We start from the raw sequence: 26,523 nt of genomic DNA, 5'->3' as shown, positions 1-26,523 counted from the left end.
CTTGAAAAACATTTTAATACATATTACCTTCTGGAGAAGGGGGCGAAAATGTGAACATAACGATTGAAGAATTACCTGAATCAAGAATTGCTTATTTCCGAAACATCGGAGAGTACGGCGGAAAGCAAAACAAAGAACTGATGGAGTCATTTAAAAACTGGGCGCAATTGAATGGTCTGCTTGATCATTCTGTCATTTTAGGAATTCCGCAAGACCATCCGAATCGTACTCCTAAAGAGAAATGCCGCTATGATGTTTGTCTTGTTATCAATCAAGACCATGTGCCTGAACCAGCCCGGATCGGTACATTTTCCGGAGGGAAGTACGCTGTCTTCTTGCTTGATCACACAAAAGAGGCAGTCAGTGGATTTTGGAATACTGTTTTTTCTGAGATCGAAAAAAATAATTTATCAATCAGAGAACAGCCCATTATCGAAAGGTATACTTTACAAAAGGTGAATCATCATTTTTGTGAAATATTGATTCCCATACAGTAAAGAAGACGGGAATTTTCCGCCTTCTGCTTATACTGATTCAGATCAAAATGATGTGATGATGAGCTGAGCAAAGAATAAAATCAACAATAGGAATAGAATTTCCAGAACGCTCTTCAGGCTGTCGGGACATCTCCGGCAGCCTGTTTTACAGAAAGGTATTTTCTGCAAAAAACTTTCTGAAGGATAAGAATGCGGTTATTCATCTGTTCATACAATGAAGCAAATGGGTTTTCGAGGTGGAAAGATATGGGGAGCTATTTAATCAAACCGGAGCTTGACGCAAATTATCCGTCAGTCAGTCATGGAAAGGGATCATATGTGTATGATCAGGAGGGGAACAAGTATCTTGACGGAGCATCGGGGGCGGTCACTTGCAATATCGGCCACGGCACGGAGGATATTATACAAGCTTTAAAAGAGCAGCTTGACTCCGTTTCGTTTGTGTATCGCTCGCAATTCACCAGTACTCCGGCAGAAGAACTGGCTTTATTTCTGGCTGATCATCTGCCGGGCGGGCTAAATTGGTCATTTTTTGTAAACAGCGGCTCAGAGGCAGTCGAAACAGCGATGAAAATGGCCGTTCAATATTGGCAGGAAAAAGGGCAATACCAAAAATCCGTCTTCCTATCAAGATGGGGCAGTTACCACGGCATTACTTTGGGAGCGCTTTCATTATCAGGGTTCTACGAACGGAGATATCGCTTCACCCAGCTGCTCGAACGGTTTCCGGCCGTTTCAGCACCTAATATGTATCGTTCTGAGCTGCAGGGAGAGGAATTTGTGAAAGCTGCGGCGGCTGAACTGGAAACGGCTGTTCAGCGGATCGGTTCCTCATTTATCGCGGGATTTGTCGCAGAACCGATTGTCGGAGCAGCCGGAGCAGCCATCACTCCGCCGGCAGGTTATTATGAAGCGCTTGAGGAGGTCTGCCGCCGGCACGGTATTTTGTTTATCGCGGATGAAGTCATGACGGGGCTCGGGAGAACAGGGCGGATGCTTGCTTCTGAGCATTGGGGGATCGCACCTGATATCGCGGTGCTCGGAAAAGGGTTAGGCGCCGGTTACGCTCCGATAGCGGCAGCCGTTGCGTCTGATGACATCATTGAAACGATCAAGCGGGGCTCCGGGGTCATTATGAGCGGACATACGTACAGTGCCAACCCATACTGTGCAAGAGCGGCGCTTGAAGTGCTTCGCTATGTTAAGAAACACGAGCTGCTTCGGCAGTCAGAGGAAAAAGGCGTAATGCTGAAGCGGAAATTAGAAGAAATCAAAGAGCGCAGCGGGGTGATCGGGGATGTCCGCGGTAAAGGCCTCCTGATCGGGGTTGAATTCGTTAAGGATAAAACGACAAAGGACATTTTTTCGAAAAAACAGGGCTTCACCGAAAAAATCATTAAAGCGGCAAAAAAACGGGGCCTGCTTATCTACCCTGCAAAGCCCGGCATTGACAGCGGAGAAGGAGACGCCGTCATCATCGCCCCGCCGTTCACGATTTCATATGCCGAGCTGGATGAGCTGTCAGATCTATTTTCCCAGGCCGCAGAAGAAGTTGAAAAAATGATGAAGAAGGATTGAGCTGATATGTCTATTTTTCATAAAAAAATCGATATTCATGAAGCAATTGCCGATGTCAAGGACGAATCTGTCATTATGTTCGGCGGTTTTGGGGGAGTGGGTTCACCTCCGTCATTAATTGAAGCGATTTTGGAAAGCGGCGTTAAAGAGCTGACCGTCATCTGCAATGATGCCGGATTTCCGGAAATCGGCATCGGCCCGCTTATCGTTCATAAGCGGGTGAAAAGGCTGATTGCTTCCCATATCGGCTCAAATCCTGTCGCGGGCAGACAAATGACTGACGGAGCGCTTGAGGTGGAATTTTCGCCGCAAGGGACGCTTGCTGAACGGATTCGCGCAGGAGGAGCGGGGCTAGGCGGTATTTTAACTGATATCGGCATTGATAACGCAACTGTTTGTGAAAACAAAGAAACCGTAACGATTGACGGAAAGTCCTATTTAGTTGAAAAAGCGCTGACGGCTGATTTCGCTTTTGTGTCCGCACATACTGCTGATGAATTCGGGAATCTGACGTTTGACAAAACGGCGCGCAATATGAACCCTCTGATGGCTGCGGCGGCCGAAAGAACATTTGCTGAGGCGGCAGAGATTGTGCCTGCCGGCGAACTTGACAGCGAGCATATTGTAACGCCGGGCGTTTTCGTGGAGGGTGTCGTGCAAAGTGAAGGAGTGAAGTGGAGATGGGCTTGGGAATAGCGGAAAGAGAGAGTATCGCGAGGCGGGCCGCCAGTGAAATTACCTCAGGTATGATTGTCAACCTGGGGATCGGCATTCCTTCTTTAGTGCCGAACTTTCTGCCGGCCGGCATGGAGGTAATGCTGCAGGCGGAAAACGGCGTCCTTGGGATCGGAGGCAGTCCGGAGCGCGGAGAGGAGGATGAGCTTTTATGTAATGCGGCCGGGTTTCCTGTCAGTACAGTTAAGGGTGCTTCCTATTTTGATTCAGCTCTGTCTTTTGCCATGATCAGAAAAGGGCTGATAGATATTACCATTTTAGGCGCGCTCCAAGTCAGCAGGACAGGTGATCTCGCCAATTGGCTCGTGCCGGGGAAAAAAGTGCCCGGAATGGGCGGGGCGATGGAGCTTGCCCAAGGCGCGAAAAAAGTGGTTGTTGTCATGAGCCACACCGATCAGAAAGGCCGGCCGAAGCTGGTCGAAAGCTGTTCATTGCCGCTTACAGCAGCGGGCTGTGCAGATCTCATCATTACAGAGAAAGCCGTCATCAGCATAGATGATGGGGCTTTTGTTCTTGAGGAACTGCTGAATGGCACGACCATAGACGATGTCATTCAAACAACGGATGCCGAAATCAGATTGGGAGAATGTTTTCTTAAAAGGGGGTTTGTCCATGGATCAATTAGAAAAGAAAGTCACTGAGTGGGCGGAAGAAAACACAGCAAAAGCGGTAAGCCTGCTGAAACGGCTGATCGGGGAAAAAAGCACGTTCGGCCATGAATTTAACGCACAGGCAGTCGTTTTAGAAAAACTGAGACAGTTCGACATGGATATTGATGTGTGGGAGCCGAGTGTCAAACATTTGAAAGAGCATGCTTATTTTGTATCGGAACGTGAAGACTTCCATGAAAGCCCGAATATCACAGCCGTAAAGAAAGGGGCCGGGGGCGGAAGATCACTGATACTGAACGGACATATCGATGTTGTCCCGGAAGGAAATCCCGCCGCATGGACGTATGAACCGTTTACCGCTGTTGAAAAGGGCGGCAAAGTTTACGGCCGCGGGTCAACGGATATGAAAGGCGGCAATACAGCCCTCTTGTTTGCGTTAGAAGCGCTTGAAGCCTGCGGGATTACATTAAAAGGAGATGTTCTGTTTCAAAGTGTCATAGATGAAGAGTGCGGCGGCGCGGGAACACTGGCGGCTGTTATGAGGGGCTACAAGGCTGACGGGGCGCTTATTCCCGAACCGACTAATTTAAAGCTGTTTGTTAAGCAGCAAGGGTCTATGTGGTTCCGCATTACGGTAAGGGGATTGTCCGCACACGGCGGCACCCGCTATGAAGGGGTGAGCGCCATTGAAAAAAGCCTGCATGTCATCACAGCCCTTAAAGAGCTTGAACACGTCCGCAACGCCCGTATCACAGACCCGCTTTATCGGGACGTTCCGATTCCGGTTCCCATTAATATCGGCATCGTCCAAGGGGGAACGTGGCCATCATCGGTAGCTGACCGTGTGGTGATAGAAGGCAGGTGCGGAATAGCGCCGGATGAAACGCCCGAAGCAGTAAAAGAAGAGCTCGCAAGCTGGCTGAAAGATTTGGAGTACCGGGATGAATGGTTTAAACACCACCCGGCGGAAATAGAATGGTTTGGGGCTCAGTGGCTTCCGAATGATCTCCCGGATGAGCATCCGCTGATTTCCGCTCTGGAATCTTCTTTTGAGAAAATGAAAGGGGCAAAACCGGTTCGTGAAGCGTCCCCGTGGGGAACGGACGGAGGGCTTTTGCAGCACGCGGGACAGACGCCGGTCATCGTCTTCGGCCCGGGAGAAGTCAAGGCGGCGCATCAGGCGAATGAATACATTGAAATCCGGGCGTTAATCGATGCCGTCAAAATCATTTCTCTTTTTATCATGGAATGGTGCGGGGTGGCAGATGGGGGTGACGGAGCTGATAAAGGAACTGAGGGCTGAAAAGGGAGCGGCCGAGATTGATGCAGACCGTTTCAATGAGCGGCTCAGAGTCATTCGTTATGAAGGACAGATCACGGCGCTTATTCCGGCCGTTTTGGCAGAAGCAAAGCAAGAAGGAGCCCAAAAGGTAATTTTCTTTGCCAAGCGCGGCGATGAGCCGGAATTTGTCAAGCATCTTTTTATTGTTGAGGGTGTCATAGACGGGTATTACAACGGGCATGAGGCTGTTGTGATGGTGCGCTATTTAGCAGAGGAACGGAGACGGTCAGATTCATATGTATCAGAAGATTCGACTGTTGACCGTTTATATGAGACACCGCGGCGGGGACTGACTCAGACAGAAAGCACGCTGATGTTCAGAAAAGCGGACGAAGATGATGCAGACCGTTTAACGCACTTATATAAACATGTTTTTCTTACCTATCCGACTCCTGTCTTTAATCCCCTATATATTAAAAAAACAATGAGAGAAAACACCATCTATTATGCCGCATTTGATCAGGATCTTCTCATTGGGGCGGCAAGCGCAGATATCAATCCGGTATTGGGGCACGCTGAAATGACCGATTGCGCGGTTCTGTCAGATTACAGGGGGAACTCCGTAACAGCATACTTGTTTAAAGCGTTGGAGCAGGAACTCGCGGGCCGGGGAATCATTCATCTTTTTTCCTTGGCCCGTGCAGCGTCTTACGGGATGAATGCCGTTTTGTACCATGCGGGATACGGCTACAGAGGCAGGCTTGTGAACAACTGCCGCATTTCAGAAGGGCTCGAAAATATGAATATATGGTGCAAGACTTTACGTTTGGCCATTCATAAGGAGGAATTCGTTTGACAAACAAATGGTTTCAGCCGAAGCGTCATTGGAAGGAGATTGAATTGTGGAAAGATGTGCCGGAAGAAAAGTGGAATGATTGGCTGTGGCAGCTCACCCATACTGTAAGAACCGTCGATGACCTGAAAAAAGTCATTCATTTGACCGAAGAGGAAGAAGAAGGCGTCAGGATGTCTGTAAAAACCATTCCCCTGAACATTACGCCTTATTATGCTTCTTTAATGGATCCCGATAACCCGAGATGTCCGATCCGCATGCAGTCCGTGCCGCTGTCAGAAGAGATGCATAAAACGAAATATGACCTTGAAGATCCGCTGTTTGAAGATGAAGATTCACCGGTTCCCGGTCTTACGCACCGCTATCCCGACCGCGTTCTTTTTCTGGTGACAAATCAATGCTCGATGTATTGCCGATATTGCACCAGAAGGCGTTTTTCCGGACAGATCGGAATGGGGGTGCCGAAAAAACAGCTTGATGCGGCCATCGCTTACATCCGGGAGACGCCGGAAATCCGTGACTGCCTGATTTCCGGCGGAGACGGGCTTTTAATCAACGATCAGATTCTGGAATATATTTTGAAAAACCTGCGTGACATTCCCCACCTTGAAATTATCCGGATCGGAACGAGAGCGCCCGTCGTATTTCCGCAGCGGATAACGGATAACCTTTGTGAGATTTTGAAAAAATATCATCCGGTCTGGCTGAACACTCATTTTAATACGAGCATCGAACTGACGGAAGAATCGGTTGCGGCGTGTGAAAAGCTCGTTAACGCAGGTGTTCCGGTCGGTAACCAGGCCGTTATTTTAGCAGGCATTAACGATTCGGTGCCGATTATGAAAAAACTCATGCATGATTTAGTGAAAATCCGCGTGCGTCCGTATTATATTTATCAATGTGATTTGTCAGAGGGAATCGGCCATTTCAGAGCGCCTGTGTCAAAAGGGCTGGAAATCATTGAAGGACTGAGGGGCCACACAACGGGCTTTGCCGTGCCGACCTTTGTCGTCGACGCCCCGGGCGGAGGCGGTAAAATCGCCCTGCAGCCGAACTACTTGCTCTCCCAAAGTCCGGAGAAAGTTGTGATCAGAAACTTCGAAGGGGTGATTACATCTTATCCCGAGCCGGAAAACTATATCCCGAATCAAGCCGACGACTATTTTGACTCTGTTTTTCCGGGAACGATGGCCAAACACGAGCCGGTCGGACTGAGCGCCATTTTCGCGGACAAAGAGGTTTCGTTCACACCGGAAAATGTATCGAGGATCGACAGGAGGAAAACGTTTACATCAAACCCTGATCATGAAACGCTGAAAGACCGCAGGGAAAAGAGAGATGAATTGAAAGAAAAGAAATTTATTGCACAGCAAAAGAAAGAGCAAAAAGCAGGATCGGAAGTCGGAGGTGAGTCGCCGTGAAGCCATGCGAGTGGTGCGGCAATCAGAAGGCGTCAGCTAGTGAGGCGGCTGTGTACTGGGAGCTTCCTGACGGTACGAGGGCCATAGAAATTACAGAAACACCCGCATTCGCCTGTTCCTCCTGCGGCATGACTTATCAGGAGGAAGCGGTCATAGCGGAAATCGAAAATCAGCTTTTTTTAGTCGATGCAAAAAAATTACCGGAAACACTCACATATCAAGAGCTGATGGAGACAGAACGGATCTTGAAACGGAATTATTTTGACTTCTCCTAGTCTTCTTTTGTTGTAATTTCACACTTGAATTGTATAATAGTACAACAAAAGACAGTCATCAGGAGGGGAAACCCATGAAATCCTTTTATCACTATTTGATGAAATACAGGCATCCCAAGCCGCAGGACGCAATCAGCCAGTTTGCGAATCAGGCATACGAAGATCACGGCTTTCCGAAAACGTCAAGCGATTATCACGAGCTCAGTTCTTATTTAGAACTGAGCGCCGACTATTTAGAAACGATGGCGACATTTGATGAAGCTTGGGAAAAATATGAGACCGAGGTGCATCACGCCTGACGAAAAACCGCACATTGTGCGGTTTTTTTCTGTTGAAATCACTCGCTTATAATGTGCCGTATGATCAAATCCCGCAACGCCGTCCGTTTTGATCAGCACGTAAACAAATCTTCCTGACGGCACGTATCATAAGACAGTAGAATGTATAGCTGCAGAGTTCACCGGATCAGCCTGCTGCCGGCGGGGTCCCGGGTAAGGAGCCTCTTTTCACGGAGAAATAATCAAACATTTAAATGAAGTGAGGGGAATCAAATGATCCATTAGGTAAGACTGATGAGGCACTGACGTTTGGACGGAAAAGGGGATTTTATGTGACAAGGTTGAAGCGGATTGAAGTTGTGCCTTCATTGAAAGCCGAAACGAGTTTGGTTGTTCATGAAACACAAGCGATTGCAAATATGCAGCCGGAATTGGATCTCCCTACACCTTCGATGATGTGTTTCACAGCAAATCTTGAACATCACGGCGGTGATATTGTCAACATGCCTTCGGGCCGGGTATTTACCTTTGCATCATACAAAAACTCATAAAAAATAGAAGCTTTTTGTCTCAGTATTGTTACTGCTCAGTCGATCGAGAGCGGAATGTCATCAGACGCTTCTGTTACGGTAAGTGAAAAAACGCACAAGCATATTGCGGTTTTTGACATTTTGAACAGGTGCAGAAATAGATATTTCCTGTGGTTTTCATGCCCATGCGAAATTATGGCGGCCGGCATACGATAGCGTATGACAGTCCGCGGCAAGGGGGAGACAGCATGAAGCCAGATAAACCGAAATTTCAAGTGGGAGACATCGTGGTCGTCGTGATGTACGGAACCGTCGGCACCATTACGAAGGTTCATCAAATTGATAAACATTATCTTTACGAAGTCAATCATAATGAAGTGCTTTATTTTGAATCGTCCATCCAGCTTTATAAAGATTATGAGGGCGTGATCGTCGATATGGAGAAATTGGATATTGAATATGAATTTCTGATCGGCGACGTCGTATATGTAAAGGACTACGGAAAGGAATTATTCCGTGTCATCGGTCACAGAACTGAAATATGGAGATATTTAGAGGATGGCTGGGAGGATATTATTTATGAGCTGACTCGGCTGAAAGACGGAGAGTGGCTTGAAACGGAGGAAGAGGATCTCACGCTGGTTCTGAGAAAATATGAAATGGATCAGTTTGTGCATCAGCTGCTGTTTGTCCACTATGTTGGGGAAGCATCTCATGAGATCGGCGAGGATACCGTCGCGTCTGCTCTTCTTCAGTTTGAAGGCGATGCTGATGATCCCGATGCCCTGCATGTGCTGGCGGTATCGATTGTAGATGAGCTGCTTGATATTTATAACGATTATAAGATTCTTTATCATTTGTTCGGTGACGAAGAATATAAAGATATGATGAATTTTGTGCTGGAAAGCCTGCGGGAGCATTTCAGCTAGCCGGCAAAAAAACGGACGGTGACATATAAAAACCAGGGCAGACAGCCGGCAAAGATTACAAACGACATTCCTTTCAGCACTTTTTCCAATACGATATCAAATCCATCTCCGTCCAATAAAGCCATCATTTTCGTCATCATCTTTTCTCCCTCCGGGGCTTGTTTTTTAAAAGTATATGAGCGGACAAAACGTTTAGAACTTTCGGGTATAATTTGAACGGTTTTTTCATAAAACATAAAAAAGGAGGCGGTGTTTGCATGAAAGAAATAGATCTTGTGATTGACACAGAAGAAATAGCTGATTATTTTTACAGTCAGCTTGCTATGCGCGGGTACATACCGAGTGAAGAGGAAATCTTCGAAATAGCCGACATCACCTTTGATTATTTATTAGAAAAATGTATGATAGACGAAGAGCTTGATGAAGACTGAAACTGCGGAACCGAAGTGAAAAAGCTTCGGTTTTTTCAATCAGCTCGGGAGAATGAAACATGGGGGGAAAACGTTGTACAAGCCAGCAAGTCTTTTCACATTGTTTATTCTGCTCGCAGCAGCGATCCGGATAGAAGCCGGCCGGGCTTTTGATGAGCGTGTGATAGAAGCGGCTGTCAGGATCAGGTCTGTCTGGCTGAATGAATTGATGTTATGGATAACGGAGCTCGGCACGACCGCGGTGCTTTTGCCGCTTCTTCTTTTGACAGGCGCAGCTCTGTATATGTACAAAAAAACGCCGGATGTTGTTTTTTTGCCGCTTCTCTTTCTCATTGAACGGATTGTAAACATAAAAATAAAAGAATTGATTGAAAGAGCCAGACCCGCTTTTGAACCGCTCGTCCATGAAACCTCATACAGTTTTCCGAGCGGCCACTCCATGAATTCGGCAGTGATGTATCCCGTCATCGCTTACTTTTTGATCAAGCATGTTCCGTTTTTCACGAAAAGAAAGAGGGCCGTCACCGTCTTTACCGGAGTTCTCGTCATTCTGATCGGATTCAGCAGAATTTATTTGGGCGCGCATTTTCCGACGGATGTCCTTGCCGGATTCAGTCTCGGACTTTGCCTCGTTTCGCTTTTTGCGCTCTTTGACGAAAAGTATCATCCGTTTCGACAAAAATAGAGACAGGAAAAATGAGAAAAAACGCTAATACTATTAAGAAATAAGAGGGAGGGATCTTGATGCTGTTATCGCTGCCCGTGTTTAAAAAAAAGACTTGTGCCTATGATGTGACGATTTTTCAAACACCCCGCTACGGCGAGAAAAAGGGATACAGGGTCGTCTATCGGACAGAGCTGGCCGCTGACAATCATCAAGACGCACTGGAAAGGGCATTTTCTGTTTTTAATGTGCCTGATACGGTCCCAAACGACTATCAAGCCAGATTCATAGCGACCGGAGATGTCATACTCATAGACGAAGGAAGAAAAGGAAAGACCTATTACAGGCTTAACCCTGCGGGATGGAGCAAAATTAACCGGCTGCTCGTCCAGCCAAGGTAAGACGGGGCCGGCTGAATCTTCAGCCGGCTTCCGTATTGTCTGGGAAAGACAGTGTTAAGGCTTCCGTTTAGCGGCGGAATGCTCTTTTCCATGCGCTTCATCAGCTGCAATGACGTCTGAAACGGGCACGTGATTGTTCTTTTTCTGGCCGGTCACCCGGTTGCGCTGTTTTTTGCCCATTATGTTCACTCCTTTTTCTTTAGGCTTGTCATCCCGCATATTCTGCCCAAGATCGCCCTGATCATGCTGATGATTGTCTCTTACCGTTATTCAGTGTACAATGGGTGGGAGTTTGAATAGGCAGGAGGAAAAGGAAATGAGTGTACATATAAACGCAGAAAAAGGCCAAATTGCGGATACAGTGCTTTTGCCGGGAGATCCGCTCCGAGCGAAATTTATTGCGGAAACTTATCTTGAAAATGTGGAATGCTATAATGAAGTCAGAGGAATGTACGGGTTTACGGGTACATATAACGGCAAAAAAGTATCAGTCCAAGGCACCGGCATGGGTGTTCCGTCTATCTCTATTTATGTGAATGAACTGATTCAAAGCTATGATGTTCAAAACTTAATCAGAGTCGGCTCATGCGGAGCCATCCGTAATGACGTGAAGGTGCGTGACGTGATTTTGGCTATGACGTCTTCAACGGATTCACAGATGAACCGTGTCGCCTTCGGCAGTGTAGATTATGCTCCTTGCGCAGACTTCGAACTGCTTCATAAAGCGTACCAGGAAGCGCAAAAAAACAATCTTCCCGTAGCGGTCGGAAGCGTATTCACCGCCGATCAGTTTTACAATGAAGACTCCCAAATCGAAAAGCTTGCCAGATACGGCGTTCTCGGCGTAGAGATGGAAACGACTGCTTTATATACGCTTGCCGCTAAATACGGCAAAAAAGCGCTGTCTATCCTGACTGTAAGCGATCATGTATTAACGGGAGAAGAAACAACGGCAGAAGAGCGTCAAACGACTTTTCATGATATGATTAAACTGGCGCTGCATACTGTATCGTAAACTTGAGATGAGGGTTATGCTGATTAAAGCAGCCCTCTTCTTTATGCATCGCCCTGATTCAAAAAAAGAAAGGTAAGTGTAAAATGAAGAAATCCACTAAATGGTTTTCGCTTGCTGCCGCTCTCAGCGTAACCGCAATCGTGGGAACCGGCTGCAGCATTTCAGGCGGCGACAGCCACAAGGACACAAAAACAGCAGCTGAAACAAAACAATCAGATGACACATCAAGCAAAAAAACAACGAAGGCAGAAAACAGCGATTTTGTATTGGAGAGCAAATATTTTAATGATATTAAAGAAGTGAACGGGCTTGAGACCATTCAAAACCCGACAAATACCCTTGCGCTCGTGAATAAGACATACACGCTGCCGGGAGATTATAAACCGAATGATCTCGTGATCCCGAAAGTCGAATTTTCTTTTACTGAGAAAATCGAGAAACGATATATCCGCAAACCTGCCGCCGATGCTTTGGCGGAACTATTCAGCGCAGGGAAAAAAGAAGGTTATGACCTGGTTGCCGTTTCGGGATACCGCTCTTATGACAGACAGAAAGTTATTTTCGATAATGAAGTCAGTCTGAAAGGTGAAAAAAAGGCGAAAGAAGCCGTCGCATACCCAGGGCAAAGCGAACACCAGACGGGGCTGGCAATGGACATTTCCAGCAAAAGCAACGGATATGAGCTGAATGAAGCGTTCGGAAACACGGCAGACGGCAAATGGGTGAAAGACCATGCGTATGAATACGGCTTTATCATCCGCTATCCTAAAGGCAAAGAAAATGTCACAAAGTATGAGTATGAACCATGGCATTTACGCTATGTAGGCAAAAAAGCGGCAAAAGCCATCCATGACCATCAATTAACGCTTGAAGAATATTTTAATGAAGTAAAGAAAGTGTAATAAGAAGAAGCCCGCTTGAAAAATAGAAAGCGGGCTTTCTTTATTACCAGAAGAGTAAACCTCCAAGCGCAAATCCGGTAATCAAACCAAGGCCGATACCGTAGGCTGCTCCCCAGCCTCCCCAGCCTCCCCAATAGCCGAACCCGTATCCTCTGTGACGGCCGCCGACAGGGGCGATATACACTTTGCTGTTAGTCACCCGTACGATTCTTCCGACGTGGACTCTGCCGTTTCGTTCTGTAATTCTTGCTACTTTTCCCTGGTGCTGCCGGCAAAGATGATAATAGTTTTGCATCTTTTCTCCTCCTATCCAACCTATCTTTCTATGTCAGCTTATGATAGAGTGCGGTAAAAAGGTTGGACGAAAACAGGAGGACAATCGCCGTTTTACTTGTAAGCGACAAAAGCGCAGTGTCCCATATATTCACGGTACGTCTGCATAAGCTCGTAATGAGCCGTCAGCGTATCGTAGTGAACCGGCTGAATAACGGGCGATAAATCCATTTCTGTAGTCGGCTCCTGCGCGTTGTTTTCATAGACAGCGGGAATGAAATCCGCTTTCTGAAAGCCTTGCTGAAGCAATCTCTGTTTCCATGCCGTTTCATCCTGCAATACGGTAAAACCGTAGAAGTCTTTTATCTGCGTGATGGCGTTTTCCGGCATGGGCTTTTGTAAAGCAGCTTCAATGCCGATCAGCATACCCCCGGGTTTAAGGACCCGCAGGATTTCAGACAGCGATGAATCAAGATTTGAAAAGGTGAGAACTGATTCGGAAAGAACGGCGGAAAATTGATTTTCAGCAAACGGAAGCCGCTCAAGCTCCGCCAAATAGCCCGGAATGGTTAAGCCTTCAGCGGCAAATCGTTTTGCTGCTTTTTCAAGCATAAGGGGATCCTTATCAACACAGGTGACGGGGTACAGCAGGTGGCCGAGATAAGCGGCCGTCTGTCCCGTTCCGCAGCCGGCGTCAAGAATCGGTTCGCCAGGAGGAGGAGCCGCTTTTGTGAGAACGGCTTTGGAAAAAGCGAGCCCGCCGGGGTGAGCCCCTCCGACTCCGAATAAGGACAGCATTTCTAAATATTTGCTCAAAGGCCGAATCCTCCTTTTTTCCTCAGCATATGTTGAGAGAAAAGCATAGGTTTGGGTAAACGGGAAAGAAGGGCGCCTCACGTTTGAAGTTGACGAATGAGCGTTCGTCTATGATAATAATGTAAGAATAAAAAGGTGGTGTTTTCTTGAAGCGGCAATTTAAACTGTTTTTTATTATATTGATCACTGCGGTCGCAGCCTCGGCGCTTACGCTGTTTATCACGGGCAATACGACCATTTTCGGACAAGGCTCGGCTGCTTTGACGAACAGCAAATTTGAGAAATTCAATAAAGCCTACGAGCAGATTAAAAGTGATTACTATCAAAAAACAGATGACAGCAAATTAGTAGACGGAGCGATAAAAGGCATGATCAGTTCCCTGGATGATCCATATTCTTCTTATATGGACCCGCAGGAAGGAAAGTCTTTTGAAGAAACAATTTCCGCTTCGTTTGAAGGCATCGGCGCACAAGTGGAAGAAAAGGACGGCAGCATCCTGATCGTATCGCCGATTAAAGGGTCACCCGCGGAAAAAGCGGGGGTTAAACCGAATGACCAGATCTTGAAGGTCAACGGCAAAAGCGTTAAAGGCCTTAATGTAAACGAAGCCGTCGCATTAATCCGCGGCAAAAAGGGAACAAACGTCAAGCTTGTGCTGCACAGAGCGGGTGTCGGCGATCTGAACCTGTCGATCAAACGTGACACCATCCCGGTTGAAACGGTGTACTCTGAAATGAAAAAAGGAGACATCGGCGAAATTCAAATCACATCCTTCTCCGAATCGACGGCAAAAGAGCTGAATTCAGCCATTGACAGCCTCGAAAAACAAGGAGCGAAAGGATACATTCTCGATTTAAGGGGCAACCCGGGCGGACTGATGGATGAAGCCATCAAAATGAGCAACATGTTTATCGATAAAGGGAAAAATATCATGCAGGTCGAATACAAAGACGGCACGAAAGAGGTCATGAAAGCGACGAAAGAGCGCAAAGTGGCAAAACCGACAGTCGTCCTCGTCAATGACGGCACCGCGAGCGCCGCGGAAATCATGTCGGCTGCGCTGCATGAATCATCGGGCATTCCGCTGATCGGCGAGAAAACGTTTGGAAAAGGAACCGTGCAGACGGCAAAAGATTACAGCGACGGTTCTACCGTTAAACTGACAATCGCTAAATGGCTGACAGCGGACGGAGAGTGGATTCATAAAAAAGGCATCAAACCGCAATATCAGGTTAAGCTTCCTGAATATGCGAACCTGCCGTATTTAGATGCGAAAAAAACATACAAATCCGGGGATTCCGGAACCACCGTCACCAATGCGCAAAAAATGCTGAAAGCGCTGGGGTACAGCGTGAATGTAAACGGCACGTATGATAAAGCATTTGAACAAGCCGTTAAACAATTCCAAGCAAAAGAGAAACTGAAACAAACAGGCATTGTAACGGGAGACACAACGGCAAAATTGATGACGGATCTGCAAAAACAGCTTGCAGACAACGATACACAAATGAAAACAGCCGTTGAAACATTAAATAAGAATATGAAATAGTAAAAAACACCCGATGCGCCGCTCGCGCATTGGGTGTTTTCTGTTTGCGAAAAGCCCGTCTTATGTCGTTTCCTGTTCAAAAAGGTGGCTGTTCGCCTGAATGAAAAACTGTGATTGCTCATAGTGATAGGTGACTTTTGAGTAGTCAAACGGCTGGCCGTTGGTTAAATGAAAAATCGTTTCAACGCAAAGCTTAGGCGCTCCTGTAAACAGACCTAAGTACTCCGCTTCTTCTTCATTTAACATCCCCGCGTACAGATATAAATCTGAAAAACCGCGCTTTAACCCGAGACCTTCTCTAATATAATCAAATATTGATTCTGCCACGATCTCTTTATTCAAATACGTAATAATCGATTTGTTGTAAAATGACTCTTCGATACACAATGTCAGCCCGTCAATATATCGGATTCGCTTGACATAATACACGTCGCCGTCAGTCGGCATATTCAGATTTTGGGCAGCCTCAGGCGTGGGTTTTCTCACTTCCAGCGCTAATAATTTGGAAGTGACATTAAAATCTTCAAGTGATTCTTTAAATCCCTGATTAGAAAGCAGACTGATATACCCTTTTCTTTTATTCCGTCTGACAAAAATGCCGCTTCCCCTCACTTGAAACACAATCCCCTTTTTTTCTAATAAATCTAAGGACTTGGTGATCGTGCTTTTGCTCACGTTAAACCGGGTCATTAAGGTTTGCAGCACAGGCAGTTTATCCCCTTGCTGCAGCTGATGTTCTTCTATGTATTTTTCAATATCTATCGCGATTTGCTGGTATTTTAACATATACATTCCTCATTCATTTATTGTCCCGCTTCTTTCAGAATTATAGCATAATCGTTTTTAAAAGCCATTTCGTAAAGTAACTATAATTGTTTATGTATTGATAAATTATACCGGTACAATTATAATGTAAATGTATAATATGAAAATAAAGGCAGGAATTCTTCTACACTATCGAAGCGGCTGTAGTGCATTTATTCGGCATGCAAGCGGCAGTCAAATAAAGGAGGATATAAACGATGGGGACATTGCCAAAAGATTTTTTATGGGGAGGCGCTCTCGCCGCCCACCAATTTGAAGGGGGATGGAATAAAGGCGGCAAGGGGCCGAGTGTAGTGGACGTCATGACGGCAGGCGCGCATGGTGTGCCCCGGAAAATAACAGATACAATTGAAGAGCGGGAATTTTATCCGAATCATGAAGCGATCGATTTTTATCATCGTTATAAAGAGGACATCGCATTATTCAGCGAGCTGGGTCTGAAATGTTTAAGAACGTCCATCGGCTGGAGCAGAATTTTTCCTAAAGGTGATGAAGCGGAGCCCAATGAGGAAGGATTGGTTTTTTACGACCGGGTGTTTGATGAATTGCTGAAACATGGGATTGAACCGGTAATCACGCTGTCACATTTTGAGATGCCGCTGCATTTGGCGAGGGAATACGGCGGTTTCAGAAACAGAAAAACAGTCGGATTTTTTGTGAAATTCGCTGAAGTGTGTTTTGAACGCTATAAACATAAGGTGAAGTATTGGATGACGTTTAACGAAATCAATAATAAGATGGATGTGAATAATCCGATCTTTTTATGGACGAACTCGGGCGTCGCCGTCAAAGAAAACGAAAACGCAAAAGAAGTCATGTATCAGGCCGGCCATCACGAACTGCTGGCAAGCGCATTGGCTGTTTCGAAGGGAAGAGAAATCAATCCCGAGTTCAGGATCGGCGCGATGGTATCACATGTTCCGATTTACCCGTACTCATCTCACCCCGATGATGTGATGCTGGCTGAAGAAACGATGAGACAGCGTTTTTTCTTCCCGGACGTGCAGGTTCGCGGATATTATCCAAGCTATGCGTTAAAAGAATTTGAAAGAGAAGGCTATCAGATACACTTTGAAGACGGTGATGAAGAGATTTTGAAAAACGGCCGGGTGGACTACCTCGGATTCAGCTATTACATGTCTACAACCGTAAAAAGTGATGTATCAAACGATAATACCGGGGATGTCGTGAACGGAGGATTGCCAAACGGCGTGGAAAATCCTTATATTACAGCGAGTGATTGGGGCTGGGCGATTGACCCGACCGGTTTACGGTACACATTAAACCGCTTATACGACCGCTACCAGATTCCATTATTTATCGTGGAAAACGGATTCGGCGCCATTGACACATTAGAAGAGGACGGTTCAATTCATGACGCTTCAAGAATTGAATATTTATCGTCACATATAAAAGCTTTGAAAAAAGCAATCACATATGATGGTGTGGATGTAATGGGCTATACACCATGGGGAATTATTGATATCGTGTCATTTACAACCGGAGAAATGAAAAAACGCTACGGCATGATTTATGTTGATCGGGATAATGAAGGCAACGGTTCAATGAGGCGGCTTAAGAAAGACTCATTTGAATGGTATAAAAAAGTGATTGAAACAAACGGCTCATATGTATCCTAAAGGTGTAAAAAGGGAAGGCTTCACCGTTGTGTGAAGCCGGCTTTTTATCAGTAATTTTGAAAGCGTATTCATTCAAGCGGGAAGGAGGTGACTGTCCGGCTTTTCATTTAGGATCGCTTATAAAAATAAGGAAAGGGATGGTGGCTCATGTTTTTTAAAAAAGGTCTGCACATGACGCTGGTTTTTCTTATGTTTTTCTTTTTCATATCAAGCAGCATGACCGAAGTGTATGCGGCTGATCGGAAGGCTTCAGACAAAAACAAAGTAAGGGTGTGGTTCAGTTCTGAAAAAGATCCGGCTTCCCGTACGTGGTATGACGGGCCGCTGGAAGTGAAATACGCCTTAGACGAACAAACACCGCTTACATTGACAAAAAAGAAGGCTTCTGACTCCGCCGCTGTGTATATTGATCCGTCGCGCCGCTATCAAAGTGTGTTAGGCATAGGATCGTCCCTGGAAGAATCCACAATCCATAACTTATCAAAAATGACACCCGCAAAAAGAAAAGAAGTGCTGAAAAAACTGGTTGATCCCAAAGATGGTATCGGAATGGACGTTATGCGCATAACAATCGGGACATCTGATTTTACGGCACAGGAATTTTATACGTATGATGATATGCCTGAAGGCCAAACAGATCCTAAGCTCCGTCATTTCTCGATCCAAAAGGATATTGATTTACACATTACAGCAACCATCAAGGAAGCGCTGGCGATAAATCCGGAACTGAAAATCATTGCCTCGCCGTGGAGTCCGCCGGCTTGGATGAAAACGAATGAAAATCTCAAGCGGGGAAAGCTGAAAGATAAATATATCGGCGAACTGGCCGTTTACTTCCGCAAATTTATTGAGGCGTACGAAAAGCAAGGAATTCCGATTTATGCCATGACCCTTCAAAATGAACCTTTGCTGGAAATCGACTATCCGAGCATGTATATGCCGCCGTCTCAGCAGCGCAAACTGGCACTGGCCTTAAAAAAAGAAATGAAAAAACACGTAATTGACACGAAAATTTGGATTTATGATCACAATGCGAGCGGGGCGTGGAACTATATTCCGCCGATTTTAGATGATAAAAAAGGAAACCGGGCGGCAGACGGCATCGCTTTTCACGATTATGACGGTGACCTTTCCGTCATGTCGGAGATCGGAAAGAGATATCCTGATCAATCTATTCACTTAACGGAGCGGTCTGTCTGGGGGACGGCAGGGGCGGACCGGATCGCACAGTATTTCCGCAATGGCGCGTCGAGCTACAATGCGTGGGTGACGATGCTCGACAGTCAAATCAAGACGCATCATTGGATAGGCACCCCAGACCCGACGCTGTTTATTCAGGATGCTAAAAACCCTGACCGCTATTGGAATATCCCGATCTTTCATATGACAGGCAACTTTTCAAAATTTATCGACCGGGGAGCAAAGCGGATAGAAAGTAATTACGGCTCCAAAAACACAGTCTCGAATGTATCGTTCCTTAATCCTGATCAATCCATTGTGACAGTCGTAATCAACCAGACATCCGCCGATCAAAAATTCCATGTCGTTTCAGAAAATCGGCAGTTTGAAGCTGTCATCCCGGCTAAAACTGTGGCTACCTACAAATGGAAGTGGAAAAAGTAAAAAACCGGCACATTTACGTGCCGGCTTCTTTCTGTTAAGCGCCTTTTTGGTTCAGTTGATCAGAAGGCGCTTTATTGAATAAACCGTCTTTGACGGCGTTTGAAGCCGCTTTTTTTACAAAAAACGGGTTAAGGATAATAACGGCTGCCATGTTAGCGGTCAAACCCCAAAAGCCTTCATATATACCGTGGGCGGATTGGGTGATATTTACCGTGAATGTCACGATAAGACCGACGAGAAGACCGATAATTGTCGCTTCTTTCGTTTGATTCTTCCAAAACAGACTGACGGCGATAGCCGGAAAGATCTGAACCATGCCGGAAACACCGAGAAGCTGAAGGGTAACGAGCGCAGTCGGGAACAGCATGCCGAATAAAAGCGCGAGCCCGATGACGACAAATACCATTGAACGGGTGATCATTGTCAGCTTGCTTGGTGACACATTCGGGTGAATCAAATCCCGATATAAGTTATTCGCAAATAAGTTTGATGCTCCGATGGCCATGATAGAGCAGGGAATCAATGACGCAAGGGCAATCGTGGAGTAAGCAAAGCCCTGCGCGACTCCGCCGTAAGACGTTTGAATCAGCTTCAATAAAGCGAGCCGCGGATTGGTATCCTCCGGCAGGACAAGAAACGCGATAAAGCCGAGAAAAATAACAAGAATCAAAACAATATTATAAAGCGGCAGAAACATGCTGTTTTTGCGGACGGCATCTGCGCTTTTTGCCGTAAATACGCCGGTTGCCGCATGCGCCCACATAAAGAGCGCCAGCGCAGATACGATGGAAGCTGTGATAAACCAAGGAATTCCTTTCGGCCCCGAGTCCGGGATCGTCAGCATTTGCGGCGCTTTTTCAGCCAAAGTGTGAATCATCGGCGTCCAGCCGTGAAAATGGATCAGCGGGAGTGAGACGACCATAAACAGCATAATCACCCACACGAGAATGTCTTTAATAATCGCCGTAAACGTCGGCCCTTTAATTCCGCTGAAAAAAGTATACAGCGCTACAAGAATAAAAGAGATGATGACGACCATATTGACATTAATGACACCCGTTCCGGCCACCTGAAGCGTATCTTGAATTCCGCTCAGCTGGAGACAAATATAAGGAATGAGCATAAGAACGCCGACAATGGCGACAAGACTGGCCAAAAGTTTACTGTCAAAACGCTCACGGGCATAATCGGCAAGTGTCGTTAATTTGTGTATTTTTGCCACTTTCCACAGCTTCGGCAGAAAGAAATAGGCGATAAAATACGCCAAAACAGAATACGGGATTGCAAAAAAAGCAACGCTTCCCCCTGTGTAGGCTGTGCTTGTTAAGCCTAAAAACGTATAAGCCGTATAAAGATCCGCGCCGACTAAAAACCAGACGAGGAGCCCCCCGAACCGTCTGCCGCCGACAGACCATTCCTCAACAGAAGTGCGTGATGATTTGTCTCTCCCGGCTATAAAGCCGATGCAGACAACGGTTAAAACGATGATGGCTGTAATGATCAATGCTGTTATATTTGCGGGCATCAGTCCAGTCCTCCTTGTTTCTTCTGCAGCCTATAAATAAGAAACGAACATAATGGAGTGACTGCGATCCATAAAAGCAGCCAGAAATGAAAAAAAGGCAGCCCGATAATGATCGGATGAACCCGATTAGCGGCTGACAGCAGGGCCAGCTGGCTGAAAGGGATTAAGATGAGAACGAAAATTAGTGCTTTTCTGACCATTTACTTTCCTCCTGAAACTTGATAATGCTCCTTATCATAGCAGGTGTCAGATAAGATCACAAGATATTTTTCAGAAAAAAAAGAATTCTATTACTTTTTTAACTGAAACACTTTAGTTGCATCTTCATTCATATTAAATTAGAATAGTTAATATCTCGAAATCAAGATATTTAGGAGTGAATACGTTGGATACACAAGGATTGCACCATGTTACCGCATTTGCAAAAGATCCTGCTGAAAATCTACGGTTTTATACTGAAGTGCTGGGTTTGCGGCTCGTTAAAAAAACCGTTAATTTTGACGACCCGGCCACTTATCACTTTTATTTCGGCAACCAAAACGGAGAGCCGGGCACGATTATTACATTTTTTCCTTTTCAGGGAAGCCGCCCGGGAACCGTGGGAAAAGGGCAGGCCGGAAGAATTTATTTCTCCGTGCCGAAAGGAGCACTCGCGTTTTGGAAGCGCCGGCTTGAAGAAAACGGCTTGTCTGTAAAAGAACAGATCATGCTGTCTGAACAAGTGCTTCTCTTTAATGATACAGAAGACCTGCCGCTTGCCATAATGGAAGATGAAAGAAGCGGACAGAGTGAATGGACGCCTCCGGGCATTACCGAAAAAGAAGCGATCACAGGCATGAGAGGTGTTCTTCTGTACTCGTACCGTCCTGAAGCAACCATTCAATTTCTCATAGAACGCTTCGGTTATTCAAAGACAGGAGAAGAACATCAGATTGTCAGGCTGCAATCGGAGGCGCGGATCGGACATATTATAGATGTTGACCTTGCGCCGAAAGAAACAGGTACCGGCGGTTACGGGACAGTTCATCATGTCGCTTTCCGCACTAGCGAAAAAGAGCAGGCGGAATGGAAGGATATTCTTGCTGATTCTCATCTTGCTTCATCTGACATTCTTGACAGGTCTTACTTTACATCAATCTATTTCAGGGAAAGCGGCGGCATTTTATTTGAAATGGCAACCGATGAACCGGGCTTTATGACGGATGAATCCTTTGAAAATCTCGGAACAGAGCTGAAGCTTCCGGAATGGCTGGAAGAGCATCGCAGCCAGATTACAGCTGTTCTGCCCAAAGTGGAGAAAGGAGAATGATGATGAAACATGTGTTTGAACAGGGAACGTCAGAAAATGTTCTGCTGCTTTTGCACGGAACGGGAGGAAATGAACATGATCTTCTGTCGCTCGGACGTTTTATCGATCCGAAAGCAAGTCTGCTCGGGGTCAGAGGATCAGTGTCGGAAAACGGCATGCCCCGTTTTTTTAAGCGGCTGAAAGAAGGCGTATTTGACGAGAAAGATTTAATTGAACGGACGGAAGAATTAAAGAATTTTATTGATGAAGCGGCGCAAATGTACGGATTCAGCAGAGAAAACGTGATTGCTGCCGGCTATTCAAACGGCGCCAATATTGCAGCAAGTCTTTTGTTTCATTATAAAGATGTACTGAAAGGAGCGGTTCTGCATCATCCGATGGTGCCGATACGCGGAGTGAAGCTGCCTGATATGGAAGGTCTGCCTGTGTTTATCGGTGCGGGAAAACGCGATCCCCTATGTACAAAAGAAGAATCGGAGGAGCTTTATCAGTATCTGACAGCTGCTCATGCATCCGTTGCTCTTGAATGGCAGGAGGGCGGTCACCAGCTCACACAGCAGGAAGCAGAGCAGGCACGAACCTGGTACAGTGAGCGATTCCTATAAAAAACCCTTAGTCTGCTTAAGCGGACTAAGGGTTTCTTTCATCTTACAGCCAAGTTGACACTTTAGATACAGGCAGCCGGTTGCTTTTATGCGCCGGCTTAACGGCTTTACCGATTGAAATCAGCATGACGGGCACGAAACGCTCGCTCACGTCGAATTCTTTAACGAATTGCTCTTTATTGAATCCGCCGATCGCGCAAGTGTCGTAGCCTTTTGCTTTAGCGGCAAGCATCAGCTGCATCGCTGCTAAAGAAGCGTTTAAAAATGCTGAATCACGGGCAAACTGATCATTTTGGTATGCACCGTTAATCTGGCCTAAAAGCGTTTGTTTAATCTCTTCTGTGATATTGCCTTGCTCAGCCAGTTCAGCATAAACGTCTTCACCATTTTCATTTGCTTTTAAGTCGCCTAATACGGCAATAACTGCTGATGAATCAATAATCTGTTTTTGATTAAAAGCAACCGGAAGCAGGGCAGCTTTTGCTTCATCACTGTGAAAGACTTGAAAATGCCAATGCTGAAGGTTCCAGGCGGAAGGCGCTTGCGTTGTGATTTCAAGGAGTTCTGTTAACTCCTCTTTTGTAATGACCGCGTCTTTATCGTATTCTTTAACAGATGCGCGTTCTTTTAAAACGTCTAATACGGATGTCATCATGTTTCCTCCTTCGGATAAACGTGTTATCATAATAGAAAAGTTAGAAGCTTACTAAATGTAACTCGAAAACTAATTTTAATGGATCACAAAAAACTTGTCAATTCATAGATGAAGGGATGAACTCACGTGGGATATACAATGTGTCCTAAAATGGAATCCGCTTTTTCCCTTTTGGGAAAGCGCTGGAACGGCCTCATTATCCATGTACTGATGGACGGGCCGAAACGATTTAAAGATATGACCGAAACGATACCGACAATCAGCCAAAAAATGCTCGCGGAGCGGCTCAAAGAGCTGGAACAAAATGAAATCGTCGAGCGTCAGGTGCTGCCTGAAACACCTGTCAAAGTCATTTATAAACTGACTGATAAAGGCTTGGCCCTGCAAGCCGTTTTTCAGGAAATGCAAAAATGGGCAGACAGTTTTTGCGAGCCCGGGGGATCTGCCAACGACACATGTGATGAATAACAAAGGCTGCCCAAGGCAGCCTTTTCTTAATGATAATGTTTACTCGTTATAAAAACCATTAATATCAAAATTGTTCAGATTGAGATTCAAGCCTTTTAATTGCTTTAATAAAGCATCAAATGTAAGGAAATAATCATTTTTACATTCCGCCGGGACATCATTTGGAGAAAATAGTTTCATTCCTCCCTCAATCCACTGTTTCCGGTATAACTGAAATGCTGCTTCAATTAAATGATCAGGCGTTACAATAAACCCTAGGCTTACGTCATGGTCTTCGCTGTAACCGAATTCAAACCCGCAGCAGGGGCAAATATCAAATGTTTTTTGATATTCGCCGTTATAAACGGGACTTGTCTCTAATCCTTTAAATCCGCATATCAAACAAGGGTACAACTCACTAACCAACATACATCCCTCTTTTATTCAGTTTGCAATCATTCAGAACAAGCGGGGAGGCCTTTTACAGTTTCCCGGTTAAAAACTGAGCCTCACCAAGCCCGAAGCTCCAATCGGCGTTCCCGTTTTCTGTAATGGAAATCATGACGTCCTCGGGTGATATGCCGCATTCTGTTTTAAGCTGATCAGCCATCAGTTGATATAACGTTTCTTTTTGATGTTCGGTGCGCGCTTTGCTGACAATGCTGATGATGACAAGATCTTTGCTTCTTTTGAAACCGAGCCCGGTATCTTCAATGATAAGCTCATGAGGCCGATGCTGGTGAACGATCTGATAACGGTCCGTTACAGGGACGTCAAAAGCTTTAACCATGGCGTAATGGGCGGTATCCAGTAATTTTTTTAATGCTGCGTCATCCCGGCCTTCAATAACGTCAAAACGAAGTAATGGCATATTTTATTCCCCCTGATGGTTTTATATCATGTCGCAACTTGTAAAAAGTATAACAATTAATCAAAATGTAATCAAATTATAACCAAAATATTTATACATTAATGCAATATCACAGAGAGGCACATGTTGTTACAATCGCCCAATCAATTTCCTCATTTTATGAATACGCTTAAGAATAGGCAGACATAAAGGAGGAAAAACATGTACCCTCGTCATGCATTGTATCGCGGGAATTTCGGTCCTGCCGGATTTCCGGCGAGAAGTCCTTTTTTGTTCGGCGCTCCTCTATTCGGCGGATTTTTAGGCGGTCTTCTCGGAGGCGTGATTGCCACAGGTTTTACAAGACCCCGCTATCCGTACGGGTTCGCCGGTTACGGATACGGAGGCGTCCCATACGGCGGTTTCGGGCCGGGAGCCGGCGGTTATCCGCCATTTTATTAAAGAAAAAACGGCCTGCATCGCGCGGGCCGTTTTTTTATCTTAAAATCTCCACTTCCGATAGATTGTAGTCTTCCTGTTTTGAAAACATAACTTCAATCATCCCGTCTTTATAGACTGCTTTTGTTCCTTTTCGTTTGACGAGGCTCGGAAGGACGATTTCTTTTTTTCCTTCTCCCAGACTGCTGTTCTCTACAACGAGGCTGTGTGACGTATGCTTAATCCTGATACGGTCGAGTTCTTCTTGTTCGGCGGGAATTTTCGCAAAAACATGATCGGATGTTTCAAAAAGGTCAATTTCCGGCTTGGGCGGTTCCGCTTCGACCGGCTCGGCATTTTTGGACATGGGATCGCGAAAAGGGAACTGTCCGGCATAACCGGCGCCGAATACGCTTTCCATCACTCGGTTGACATATGTCTCGACATCTTTCGGATCAGCATTTTTAAACGTTTCTTTAGAGAACTGATTTTGGAAGGGAAAATATTTGTTCCAATCAAACACGGCATCTCACCCTTTCTTAACGGACAACATAGTATATGCCCGCCGGAAGCTTCCCGTGATATAATATAATCTGTTTACAGAAAGGTAGGGGAAGGCCGTGCAAGGGAATAACGCAAGAAAAGGAATCATTTATACCGCTTGTTCTTTCGCCATGTGGGGGCTGTTTCCGGTCTATTGGAAACTTCTTGAACAAATACCCGCATTGGACATTTTAGCTCACCGGATTTTATGGTCATTTGTTTTCATGTGTGTGCTTTTAACTGTGCTTAAGAAGTGGAAAACCGGATGGCGTGAACTGCGTCTTTTGAAATCGGAAGGGGGCCTGCTGGCACTTTTTTTCGCTTCCATTTTAATTTCCGTTAATTGGTTTGTGTACATATGGGCCGTCAATCACGGCTTTTTGCTTGAAGCAAGTCTCGGGTATTACATTAATCCGCTCGTTTCCGTTCTTTTGGGCATCCTATTCTTAAAAGAAAAGCTTAACAAGATGCAAACAGCAGCCGTTTCTATTGCCGGGGCGGCCGTGATCATATCTGCGTTTCAATATGGCGCGGTTCCTTATATCGCATTGCTGCTTGCATTCAGCTTCGGCCTGTACGGCTTATGCAAAAAAAGAACCCGCATGTCCAGCACGATGGGACTGACGCTGGAGACGCTTTTGATTACCCCGGCTGCACTTATTTATTTAGGATATACAGCTGACGGGAGCACTTCCGGGTCCTTGGGGGCAGGAACATGGGCGCTCCTATTTTTCGCAGGCGTATTTACGGCCCTGCCGCTGTTGCTGTTTGCAGAGGGGGCAAAGCGTCTGCCGCTGTATCAAGTCGGCATTTTGCAATATATAGCGCCGACCATTACCCTTATGCTCGGCATATTTGTGTATCATGAACCGTTTTCCGGGCAAAAAGCGTTTACCTTCATTTGTATATGGGCAGCATTGCTTTTGTTTACCTTTTCACAGATAAAATGGAAGCGGCCGATAAAAAGCCGCTAAGCCTTTCGCTTTCCAGCGATAGCTTAAATTATGTATAATCATTACGAG

35 protein-coding genes are annotated in these 26,523 nt (G+C 45.8%); 24 read left to right on the top strand and 11 right to left on the bottom strand.

What is annotated here, in order from left to right; all coding sequences use genetic code 11:
- Positions 1-50: 50 nt before the first annotated feature.
- The 11 genes from SB847_RS05590 (at position 51) to SB847_RS05540 (ending at position 8,989) form a co-directional block, all read left to right on the top strand.
- Positions 51-497 (top strand): AraC family transcriptional regulator, encoded by a 447-nt coding sequence (locus tag SB847_RS05590; protein ID WP_410561780.1) that lies wholly within the window; start codon positions 51-53, stop codon positions 495-497.
- Between the two features lie 246 nt (positions 498-743).
- Positions 744-2,075, top strand: a complete 1,332-nt coding sequence (locus SB847_RS05585) for an aspartate aminotransferase family protein (RefSeq protein ID WP_101670567.1) — start codon at positions 744-746, stop codon at positions 2,073-2,075.
- Positions 2,076-2,081: 6 nt separating this feature from the next.
- Positions 2,082-2,771, top strand: a complete 690-nt coding sequence (locus SB847_RS05580; protein WP_012117777.1) for a CoA transferase subunit A — start codon at positions 2,082-2,084, stop codon at positions 2,769-2,771.
- On the top strand, positions 2,756-3,451 hold the full coding sequence (locus SB847_RS05575) for a 3-oxoacid CoA-transferase subunit B (RefSeq protein ID WP_410561784.1): 696 nt from the start codon (positions 2,756-2,758) through the stop codon (positions 3,449-3,451). Before SB847_RS05580 ends, SB847_RS05575 begins: the two co-directional genes overlap by 16 nt.
- Positions 3,417-4,724, top strand: coding sequence for a peptidase (locus SB847_RS05570; protein ID WP_326156413.1), 1,308 nt, complete (start codon positions 3,417-3,419; stop codon positions 4,722-4,724). Before SB847_RS05575 ends, SB847_RS05570 begins: the two co-directional genes overlap by 35 nt.
- Entirely contained in the window at positions 4,687-5,559 is an 873-nt protein-coding gene (ablB, locus tag SB847_RS05565; RefSeq protein ID WP_410561788.1) for a putative beta-lysine N-acetyltransferase, read from the top strand. The genes SB847_RS05570 and ablB overlap by 38 nt, the downstream gene beginning before the upstream one ends.
- Complete coding sequence (gene kamA, locus SB847_RS05560) at positions 5,556-6,977, top strand: lysine 2,3-aminomutase (protein WP_410561790.1); 1,422 nt, start codon at positions 5,556-5,558, stop codon at positions 6,975-6,977. The genes ablB and kamA overlap by 4 nt, the downstream gene beginning before the upstream one ends.
- A complete protein-coding gene (locus SB847_RS05555) occupies positions 6,974-7,252 on the top strand; it encodes a YokU family protein (protein ID WP_410561793.1) in 279 nt (92 codons plus the stop codon). Before kamA ends, SB847_RS05555 begins: the two co-directional genes overlap by 4 nt.
- Positions 7,253-7,326: 74 nt before the next feature.
- Positions 7,327-7,551, top strand: a complete 225-nt coding sequence (locus SB847_RS05550) for a YozE family protein (protein ID WP_007407941.1) — start codon at positions 7,327-7,329, stop codon at positions 7,549-7,551.
- Between the two features lie 311 nt (positions 7,552-7,862).
- On the top strand, positions 7,863-8,081 hold the full coding sequence (locus SB847_RS05545) for a VOC family protein (protein WP_410561797.1): 219 nt from the start codon (positions 7,863-7,865) through the stop codon (positions 8,079-8,081).
- Positions 8,082-8,308: 227 nt separating this feature from the next.
- Positions 8,309-8,989 carry a hypothetical protein gene (locus SB847_RS05540; protein ID WP_003153690.1) on the top strand — a complete coding sequence of 227 codons (681 nt, stop codon included), beginning with the start codon at positions 8,309-8,311 and terminating at the stop codon, positions 8,987-8,989.
- Here the strand turns inward: SB847_RS05540 and SB847_RS05535 are convergent.
- On the bottom strand, positions 8,986-9,129 hold the full coding sequence (locus SB847_RS05535; protein ID WP_012117771.1) for a hypothetical protein: 144 nt from the start codon (positions 9,127-9,129) through the stop codon (positions 8,986-8,988). The two genes, SB847_RS05540 and SB847_RS05535, sit on opposite strands and share 4 nt — an antisense overlap.
- Before the next feature lie 117 nt (positions 9,130-9,246).
- On the opposite strand from SB847_RS05535, the gene SB847_RS05530 reads away from it, so the two are divergent.
- The 3 genes from SB847_RS05530 (at position 9,247) to SB847_RS05520 (ending at position 10,485) form a co-directional block, all read left to right on the top strand.
- Positions 9,247-9,420, top strand: coding sequence for a YozD family protein (locus SB847_RS05530; protein WP_003153696.1), 174 nt, complete (start codon positions 9,247-9,249; stop codon positions 9,418-9,420).
- A 73-nt stretch (positions 9,421-9,493) separates the two neighbouring features.
- Positions 9,494-10,105 (top strand): phosphatase PAP2 family protein, encoded by a 612-nt coding sequence (locus tag SB847_RS05525; protein ID WP_410577448.1) that lies wholly within the window; start codon positions 9,494-9,496, stop codon positions 10,103-10,105.
- Positions 10,106-10,164: 59 nt separating this feature from the next.
- Positions 10,165-10,485, top strand: a complete 321-nt coding sequence (locus tag SB847_RS05520) for a YodL domain-containing protein (RefSeq protein WP_003153700.1) — start codon at positions 10,165-10,167, stop codon at positions 10,483-10,485.
- 54 nt (positions 10,486-10,539) lie between these two features.
- On the opposite strand, the gene SB847_RS05515 is transcribed toward SB847_RS05520, so the two are convergent.
- Complete coding sequence (locus SB847_RS05515) at positions 10,540-10,665, bottom strand: hypothetical protein (RefSeq protein WP_003153701.1); 126 nt, start codon at positions 10,663-10,665, stop codon at positions 10,540-10,542.
- A gap of 136 nt (positions 10,666-10,801) precedes the next feature.
- Between SB847_RS05515 and deoD the strand changes: the two genes are divergently transcribed.
- The gene (deoD, locus tag SB847_RS05510; RefSeq protein ID WP_003153702.1) at positions 10,802-11,500 is read left to right on the top strand and encodes a purine-nucleoside phosphorylase; all 699 of its coding nucleotides are present in this window, start codon (positions 10,802-10,804) and stop codon (positions 11,498-11,500) included.
- A gap of 83 nt (positions 11,501-11,583) precedes the next feature.
- Positions 11,584-12,402, top strand: coding sequence for a M15 family metallopeptidase (locus SB847_RS05505; RefSeq protein WP_007407945.1), 819 nt, complete (start codon positions 11,584-11,586; stop codon positions 12,400-12,402).
- Positions 12,403-12,445: 43 nt separating this feature from the next.
- Here the strand turns inward: SB847_RS05505 and SB847_RS05500 are convergent, their stop codons facing one another.
- Together SB847_RS05500 and SB847_RS05495 are read right to left on the bottom strand one after the other, a co-directional pair.
- Positions 12,446-12,697, bottom strand: a complete 252-nt coding sequence (locus SB847_RS05500; RefSeq protein WP_007612011.1) for a hypothetical protein — start codon at positions 12,695-12,697, stop codon at positions 12,446-12,448.
- 92 nt (positions 12,698-12,789) lie between these two features.
- Positions 12,790-13,491, bottom strand: a complete 702-nt coding sequence (locus SB847_RS05495; RefSeq protein ID WP_007407947.1) for a class I SAM-dependent methyltransferase — start codon at positions 13,489-13,491, stop codon at positions 12,790-12,792.
- Positions 13,492-13,637: 146 nt separating this feature from the next.
- Here SB847_RS05495 and ctpA point away from each other — a divergent pair, with 146 nt between their 5' ends.
- Positions 13,638-15,041, top strand: a complete 1,404-nt coding sequence (gene ctpA / locus SB847_RS05490; RefSeq protein WP_410577447.1) for a carboxy-terminal processing protease CtpA — start codon at positions 13,638-13,640, stop codon at positions 15,039-15,041.
- Positions 15,042-15,101: 60 nt separating this feature from the next.
- On the opposite strand, the gene SB847_RS05485 is transcribed toward ctpA, so the two are convergent.
- Positions 15,102-15,827, bottom strand: coding sequence for a GntR family transcriptional regulator (locus SB847_RS05485; protein WP_088461005.1), 726 nt, complete (start codon positions 15,825-15,827; stop codon positions 15,102-15,104).
- 236 nt (positions 15,828-16,063) lie between these two features.
- Here SB847_RS05485 and bglA point away from each other — a divergent pair, with 236 nt between their 5' ends.
- Both bglA and SB847_RS05475 read left to right on the top strand, forming a co-directional pair.
- Positions 16,064-17,506 carry a 6-phospho-beta-glucosidase BglA gene (gene bglA / locus SB847_RS05480; RefSeq protein WP_410577444.1) on the top strand — a complete coding sequence of 481 codons (1,443 nt, stop codon included), beginning with the start codon at positions 16,064-16,066 and terminating at the stop codon, positions 17,504-17,506.
- A 147-nt stretch (positions 17,507-17,653) separates the two neighbouring features.
- On the top strand, positions 17,654-19,129 hold the full coding sequence (locus SB847_RS05475; RefSeq protein ID WP_410577442.1) for a glycoside hydrolase family 30 protein: 1,476 nt from the start codon (positions 17,654-17,656) through the stop codon (positions 19,127-19,129).
- 34 nt (positions 19,130-19,163) lie between these two features.
- On the opposite strand, the gene SB847_RS05470 is transcribed toward SB847_RS05475, so the two are convergent.
- Positions 19,164-20,654 (bottom strand): sodium:solute symporter family protein, encoded by a 1,491-nt coding sequence (locus SB847_RS05470; RefSeq protein WP_007612001.1) that lies wholly within the window; start codon positions 20,652-20,654, stop codon positions 19,164-19,166.
- Positions 20,654-20,854, bottom strand: coding sequence for a DUF3311 domain-containing protein (locus SB847_RS05465; RefSeq protein WP_007612000.1), 201 nt, complete (start codon positions 20,852-20,854; stop codon positions 20,654-20,656). Before SB847_RS05465 ends, SB847_RS05470 begins: the two co-directional genes overlap by 1 nt.
- A 185-nt stretch (positions 20,855-21,039) precedes the next feature.
- On the opposite strand from SB847_RS05465, the gene SB847_RS05460 reads away from it, so the two are divergent.
- Together SB847_RS05460 and SB847_RS05455 are read left to right on the top strand one after the other, a co-directional pair.
- Positions 21,040-21,963 carry a ring-cleaving dioxygenase gene (locus tag SB847_RS05460; RefSeq protein WP_410577440.1) on the top strand — a complete coding sequence of 308 codons (924 nt, stop codon included), beginning with the start codon at positions 21,040-21,042 and terminating at the stop codon, positions 21,961-21,963.
- A 2-nt stretch (positions 21,964-21,965) separates the two neighbouring features.
- A complete protein-coding gene (locus SB847_RS05455; protein WP_410570367.1) occupies positions 21,966-22,568 on the top strand; it encodes an alpha/beta hydrolase in 603 nt (200 codons plus the stop codon).
- A 43-nt stretch (positions 22,569-22,611) separates the two neighbouring features.
- On the opposite strand, the gene SB847_RS05450 is transcribed toward SB847_RS05455, so the two are convergent.
- On the bottom strand, positions 22,612-23,220 hold the full coding sequence (locus SB847_RS05450; protein WP_003153727.1) for a nitroreductase family protein: 609 nt from the start codon (positions 23,218-23,220) through the stop codon (positions 22,612-22,614).
- Between the two features lie 129 nt (positions 23,221-23,349).
- Here SB847_RS05450 and yodB point away from each other — a divergent pair, with 129 nt between their 5' ends.
- Positions 23,350-23,691, top strand: a complete 342-nt coding sequence (gene yodB, locus SB847_RS05445) for a transcriptional regulator YodB (protein WP_012117759.1) — start codon at positions 23,350-23,352, stop codon at positions 23,689-23,691.
- 39 nt (positions 23,692-23,730) lie between these two features.
- On the opposite strand, the gene SB847_RS05440 is transcribed toward yodB, so the two are convergent.
- Both SB847_RS05440 and SB847_RS05435 read right to left on the bottom strand, forming a co-directional pair.
- The gene (locus SB847_RS05440) at positions 23,731-24,099 is read right to left on the bottom strand and encodes a hypothetical protein (RefSeq protein WP_174737578.1); all 369 of its coding nucleotides are present in this window, start codon (positions 24,097-24,099) and stop codon (positions 23,731-23,733) included.
- Between the two features lie 52 nt (positions 24,100-24,151).
- Positions 24,152-24,541 carry a tautomerase family protein gene (locus SB847_RS05435; protein WP_003153733.1) on the bottom strand — a complete coding sequence of 130 codons (390 nt, stop codon included), beginning with the start codon at positions 24,539-24,541 and terminating at the stop codon, positions 24,152-24,154.
- A gap of 201 nt (positions 24,542-24,742) precedes the next feature.
- Here SB847_RS05435 and SB847_RS05430 point away from each other — a divergent pair, with 201 nt between their 5' ends.
- The gene (locus SB847_RS05430; RefSeq protein WP_003153736.1) at positions 24,743-24,982 is read left to right on the top strand and encodes a hypothetical protein; all 240 of its coding nucleotides are present in this window, start codon (positions 24,743-24,745) and stop codon (positions 24,980-24,982) included.
- Positions 24,983-25,016: 34 nt separating this feature from the next.
- Here the strand turns inward: SB847_RS05430 and SB847_RS05425 are convergent, their stop codons facing one another.
- On the bottom strand, positions 25,017-25,481 hold the full coding sequence (locus tag SB847_RS05425) for a hypothetical protein (RefSeq protein ID WP_012117757.1): 465 nt from the start codon (positions 25,479-25,481) through the stop codon (positions 25,017-25,019).
- Between the two features lie 97 nt (positions 25,482-25,578).
- Between SB847_RS05425 and rarD the strand changes: the two genes are divergently transcribed.
- Positions 25,579-26,475 (top strand): EamA family transporter RarD, encoded by an 897-nt coding sequence (gene rarD, locus SB847_RS05420; RefSeq protein WP_410577437.1) that lies wholly within the window; start codon positions 25,579-25,581, stop codon positions 26,473-26,475.
- Positions 26,476-26,523: the final 48 nt, after the last annotated feature.

The organism is Bacillus sp. SIMBA_026 (assembly GCF_046535335.1).
Classification (GTDB): domain Bacteria; phylum Bacillota; class Bacilli; order Bacillales; family Bacillaceae; genus Bacillus; species Bacillus velezensis.
Note: the sequence above shows the minus strand (reverse complement) of the source record. Positions and strands in the feature narration are given on the sequence as shown.

Coding starts and splice junctions, on each gene's coding strand:
- SB847_RS05580 (WP_012117777.1), top strand. CDS start 2,082: ATGTCTATTTTTCATAAAAAAATCGATATTCATGAAGCAATTGCCGAT.
- SB847_RS05455 (WP_410570367.1), top strand. CDS start 21,966: ATGAAACATGTGTTTGAACAGGGAACGTCAGAAAATGTTCTGCTGCTT.
- SB847_RS05530 (WP_003153696.1), top strand. CDS start 9,247: ATGAAAGAAATAGATCTTGTGATTGACACAGAAGAAATAGCTGATTAT.
- SB847_RS05575 (WP_410561784.1), top strand. CDS start 2,756: ATGGGCTTGGGAATAGCGGAAAGAGAGAGTATCGCGAGGCGGGCCGCC.
- SB847_RS05515 (WP_003153701.1), bottom strand. CDS start 10,665: ATGGGCAAAAAACAGCGCAACCGGGTGACCGGCCAGAAAAAGAACAAT.
- bglA (WP_410577444.1), top strand. CDS start 16,064: ATGGGGACATTGCCAAAAGATTTTTTATGGGGAGGCGCTCTCGCCGCC.
- SB847_RS05520 (WP_003153700.1), top strand. CDS start 10,165: ATGCTGTTATCGCTGCCCGTGTTTAAAAAAAAGACTTGTGCCTATGAT.
- SB847_RS05485 (WP_088461005.1), bottom strand. CDS start 15,827: ATGTTAAAATACCAGCAAATCGCGATAGATATTGAAAAATACATAGAA.
- SB847_RS05470 (WP_007612001.1), bottom strand. CDS start 20,654: ATGCCCGCAAATATAACAGCATTGATCATTACAGCCATCATCGTTTTA.
- SB847_RS05540 (WP_003153690.1), top strand. CDS start 8,309: ATGAAGCCAGATAAACCGAAATTTCAAGTGGGAGACATCGTGGTCGTC.
- SB847_RS05440 (WP_174737578.1), bottom strand. CDS start 24,099: ATGTTGGTTAGTGAGTTGTACCCTTGTTTGATATGCGGATTTAAAGGA.
- deoD (WP_003153702.1), top strand. CDS start 10,802: ATGAGTGTACATATAAACGCAGAAAAAGGCCAAATTGCGGATACAGTG.
- ablB (WP_410561788.1), top strand. CDS start 4,687: ATGGGGGTGACGGAGCTGATAAAGGAACTGAGGGCTGAAAAGGGAGCG.
- SB847_RS05435 (WP_003153733.1), bottom strand. CDS start 24,541: ATGCCATTACTTCGTTTTGACGTTATTGAAGGCCGGGATGACGCAGCA.
- SB847_RS05550 (WP_007407941.1), top strand. CDS start 7,327: ATGAAATCCTTTTATCACTATTTGATGAAATACAGGCATCCCAAGCCG.
- SB847_RS05505 (WP_007407945.1), top strand. CDS start 11,584: ATGAAGAAATCCACTAAATGGTTTTCGCTTGCTGCCGCTCTCAGCGTA.
- SB847_RS05465 (WP_007612000.1), bottom strand. CDS start 20,854: ATGGTCAGAAAAGCACTAATTTTCGTTCTCATCTTAATCCCTTTCAGC.
- SB847_RS05535 (WP_012117771.1), bottom strand. CDS start 9,129: ATGATGACGAAAATGATGGCTTTATTGGACGGAGATGGATTTGATATC.
- SB847_RS05475 (WP_410577442.1), top strand. CDS start 17,654: ATGTTTTTTAAAAAAGGTCTGCACATGACGCTGGTTTTTCTTATGTTT.
- SB847_RS05430 (WP_003153736.1), top strand. CDS start 24,743: ATGTACCCTCGTCATGCATTGTATCGCGGGAATTTCGGTCCTGCCGGA.
- SB847_RS05500 (WP_007612011.1), bottom strand. CDS start 12,697: ATGCAAAACTATTATCATCTTTGCCGGCAGCACCAGGGAAAAGTAGCA.
- SB847_RS05450 (WP_003153727.1), bottom strand. CDS start 23,220: ATGACATCCGTATTAGACGTTTTAAAAGAACGCGCATCTGTTAAAGAA.
- SB847_RS05585 (WP_101670567.1), top strand. CDS start 744: ATGGGGAGCTATTTAATCAAACCGGAGCTTGACGCAAATTATCCGTCA.